Source organism: uncultured Acinetobacter sp., assembly GCF_947624825.1.
Classification (GTDB): Bacteria; Pseudomonadota; Gammaproteobacteria; order Pseudomonadales; family Moraxellaceae; genus Acinetobacter.
The window spans coordinates 1-2,646 of the sequence record NZ_CANQLZ010000121.1; the positions used below are offsets into that span (position 1 = coordinate 1).

The window sequence follows — 2,646 nt, forward strand, 5'->3', positions numbered from 1 at the left end:
AACGCAAAGCATTGGGCATGACGACAAGCCAAGAAGAAATCAAAGAGATTCGAGCAGCTTGGGCAGACTTAGCCAATAAAGCACTGGAACAGGCAGGCTATCAAGACAGGATTGACCACCGCAGTTATGTTGATCAAGGCAAGGACTTACAGCCGACCATTCATGAGGGTAGCAAAGTCACGCAATTAAGGCGACAAGGGATAGTGACCGAAATCAGCCGTTTTAACGATGAAATCAAACGCCAAAATGAAAAGCGACTTAATCCAAGTATTCAACCTAGAGAACAGGCATTAGCAAGCGGTTTAAATCGTGTTGAAGATCGTTTTGAGCAGTGGAAGAAAGACCAAGAAGCCAAAAAGTTAGCTCAGGACAGACAGCTTAAATTGCAGCAAGACCAAGAGAAGCAAGCACGTTTAGCTAAACAACAAGAAAACAAGACCAAATCAAGAGGACTAGAGAAATGAGCCAACACGATGACCTAGACGATCAACTCTATATCCTTTTGGCATCCATGAAAGAATACAGAGAAGCCATAGCAGACGATCAGAAGCGTTTAGAGACGTTTTACAGCCAAGTTGCCGAAGATATGCTTGAACAGCAGGAAAAAACGCTCAATAAGCTCAATAGAGACGCTACAAACGCACTTAAGGTACGTATTCAAGAATTAGACAAAGCCACGCATCGAATTAGCTATCAATTCATTGGGCTATATGCTGCTGCATTCGTCAGTCTCGTCTTGGTGTTAATGACCGCTCTATTTTTATTTGTGCCGAGTCTAGATGAAATCCAACAACGTCGAGCCGAAGTTGCCAAACTAGAGCGATACAACTTAGACCTTTCAACCTGTGATGGGAAAACCTGTGTTCGAGTGATGAAAAAGCAGTGTAACTACGGAAAAAACGGCGATTACTGTGTCATTGACCCTAAGTAATACAGCCAAGTCCTTTGCTCGGCTCTTTTCTCTACTAATTTTCTATATTCAGTCGCAAAGTGGCTCGACTTTGAAACATGGCTAAAGCCATATTTCAAAGCATCGAGCGGCTCTAAGTTAAACCCCTAAGCGCATCAATTTTTCTTGAATTGCATCACTCACAAAAGCATTGAGAGAGTTACTGGATGCTAAAACAGCTTTACGGTGTAAATCAGGGCTTATACGGACGTTAAAAGTCCCTTTGAACGGTTGATCAGGTTTTTTACCTAATTCAGTACAAGATTCTAAATAACCATCTACAGACTCTTGAAACGCTTGTTCAAGGGCTTTTAAGGTTTCTGCTTCATAGGTGATGAGGTCACGAATAAAAGCGAGTTTTCCAAATAACTCACCTGTTTCAAGATCAGGTTCAATCGTACCAAGATAACCTTTGTATTTTAGATAGCTCATAAAAATCCCTCCTGCTTGAGTGCCTGTTTTACTGCTTTCAATGCCCCGCCTTTAATTTCATTTTCAGGGTGAGGTCTATGCAATAAAATCATGTGTTCAGTTTTTTGATTAAAAAAACGAACCCTAGAGCCTGCCATTTCAAATTTTTCATAGCCGAGTTGGTTCAGTAAAACGACTAAATCCTTATAGGGAAATGTATTTTTTGAATTTCCGAGTTTTTCCAATAATTTTTCCGTTTTACCCATACTTTAGCCCTACTGCTATTGCAACCAAGTATAGTTGCTTCAAAGCAAAAATTGCAACTGAATATAGTTGCAATTTCGCATAACAACCATTATGTTAAATGGCATAAAAATTAGAATAGAGATACTCTTATTTTTTTAATTTTAATGTGAATTTTAAATGCGTGAAGATATTGAGCTTCTACTAAGTTTTACAAAAATGTTTGATAGCATTAGTAATGCTGAGGTAATACAACAAGATAAAGAAAAAATTCTTACTGATTTCTTGAAAGCATACTATTCCGATATGCATGAGATCGAAAAATTACATTTAGGCGATAAATTTGATACAGCAGATAAGAAATCTTGTATTAATTTCAAAAGAAAAATTTTTGAAAAATATTGGCATAATCATGAATCCTATTATGAGCCGTGCTCTTGTGGAAATAGTACATCTTTTGACTGGGACAAAGTTTCTGACATAAATTTTTTTGAAAAAGGAGATGATTTTCAACAGCTTTACTTAATATCAGTTACTTATTGTGGTGATTTTAAAGATAAAAGAATTTATATGGTTGAATACAAAGATGGAAAACTAGGAATTCAACACGAGTTTTTTGAAGTGATTTAAGTTTAAGATTTCCTAAAATTAACATAATACAGCTTATACGAAATCGGTTTTATTATCCTATAAAATTCAATAGCTTAACCAAATTACAAAAGCCCAATCCAAGCAGATTGGGCTTTTTACGTGAATGAGACCGTTCCACGCTTAATATTTGAGCAATGTTCCACACTTTTTCTAAGCAATAGTTAACAATCAAAGAAAACTATTTCTTAGTTCTTTTCATGTCAAACAACATTAAAAGCTAATTTTTTCAAAAAAACTCTTATTATAAGAATTATAAGAATTATAAGAATTATCAGCCCCCTCAAAGCCTTGCTACGTCTGTGTTTTAGCCTCTATAAACGTAGAAACCCCACGTTTAAAACGTAGAAACCCCACGTTTAAAACGTAGAAACCCCACGTTTAAAACGTAGAAA

General features: G+C 36.4%; 5 protein-coding genes. 3 read left to right on the forward strand and 2 right to left on the reverse strand.

Translation table 11 applies throughout. The features are described from left to right. Both Q0017_RS13655 and Q0017_RS13660 read left to right on the forward strand, forming a co-directional pair. Nucleotides 1-464: MobA/MobL family protein (locus Q0017_RS13655; RefSeq protein ID WP_298147994.1), on the forward strand; the 464-nt coding region annotated here is incomplete at its 5' end. Beyond that, a complete protein-coding gene (locus tag Q0017_RS13660) occupies nucleotides 461-931 on the forward strand; it encodes a hypothetical protein (RefSeq protein WP_298147997.1) in 471 nt (156 codons plus the stop codon). The genes Q0017_RS13655 and Q0017_RS13660, both read left to right, overlap by 4 nt. Nucleotides 932-1,048: 117 nt before the next feature. Here Q0017_RS13660 and Q0017_RS13665 read toward each other — a convergent pair whose 3' ends face one another. Next, the gene (locus Q0017_RS13665; RefSeq protein ID WP_298148000.1) at nucleotides 1,049-1,381 is read right to left on the reverse strand and encodes a type II toxin-antitoxin system HicB family antitoxin; all 333 of its coding nucleotides are present in this window, start codon (nucleotides 1,379-1,381) and stop codon (nucleotides 1,049-1,051) included. Then, complete coding sequence (locus Q0017_RS13670) at nucleotides 1,378-1,626, reverse strand: type II toxin-antitoxin system HicA family toxin (protein ID WP_298148003.1); 249 nt, start codon at nucleotides 1,624-1,626, stop codon at nucleotides 1,378-1,380. The genes Q0017_RS13665 and Q0017_RS13670 overlap by 4 nt, the downstream gene beginning before the upstream one ends. Before the next feature lie 157 nt (nucleotides 1,627-1,783). On the opposite strand from Q0017_RS13670, the gene Q0017_RS13675 reads away from it, so the two are divergent. Continuing rightward, the gene (locus Q0017_RS13675; protein WP_298148006.1) at nucleotides 1,784-2,233 is read left to right on the forward strand and encodes a hypothetical protein; all 450 of its coding nucleotides are present in this window, start codon (nucleotides 1,784-1,786) and stop codon (nucleotides 2,231-2,233) included. Nucleotides 2,234-2,646 lie beyond the last annotated feature (413 nt).

Coding starts and splice junctions, on each gene's coding strand:
- Q0017_RS13660 (WP_298147997.1), top strand. CDS start 461: ATGAGCCAACACGATGACCTAGACGATCAACTCTATATCCTTTTGGCA.
- Q0017_RS13665 (WP_298148000.1), bottom strand. CDS start 1,381: ATGAGCTATCTAAAATACAAAGGTTATCTTGGTACGATTGAACCTGAT.
- Q0017_RS13670 (WP_298148003.1), bottom strand. CDS start 1,626: ATGGGTAAAACGGAAAAATTATTGGAAAAACTCGGAAATTCAAAAAAT.
- Q0017_RS13675 (WP_298148006.1), top strand. CDS start 1,784: ATGCGTGAAGATATTGAGCTTCTACTAAGTTTTACAAAAATGTTTGAT.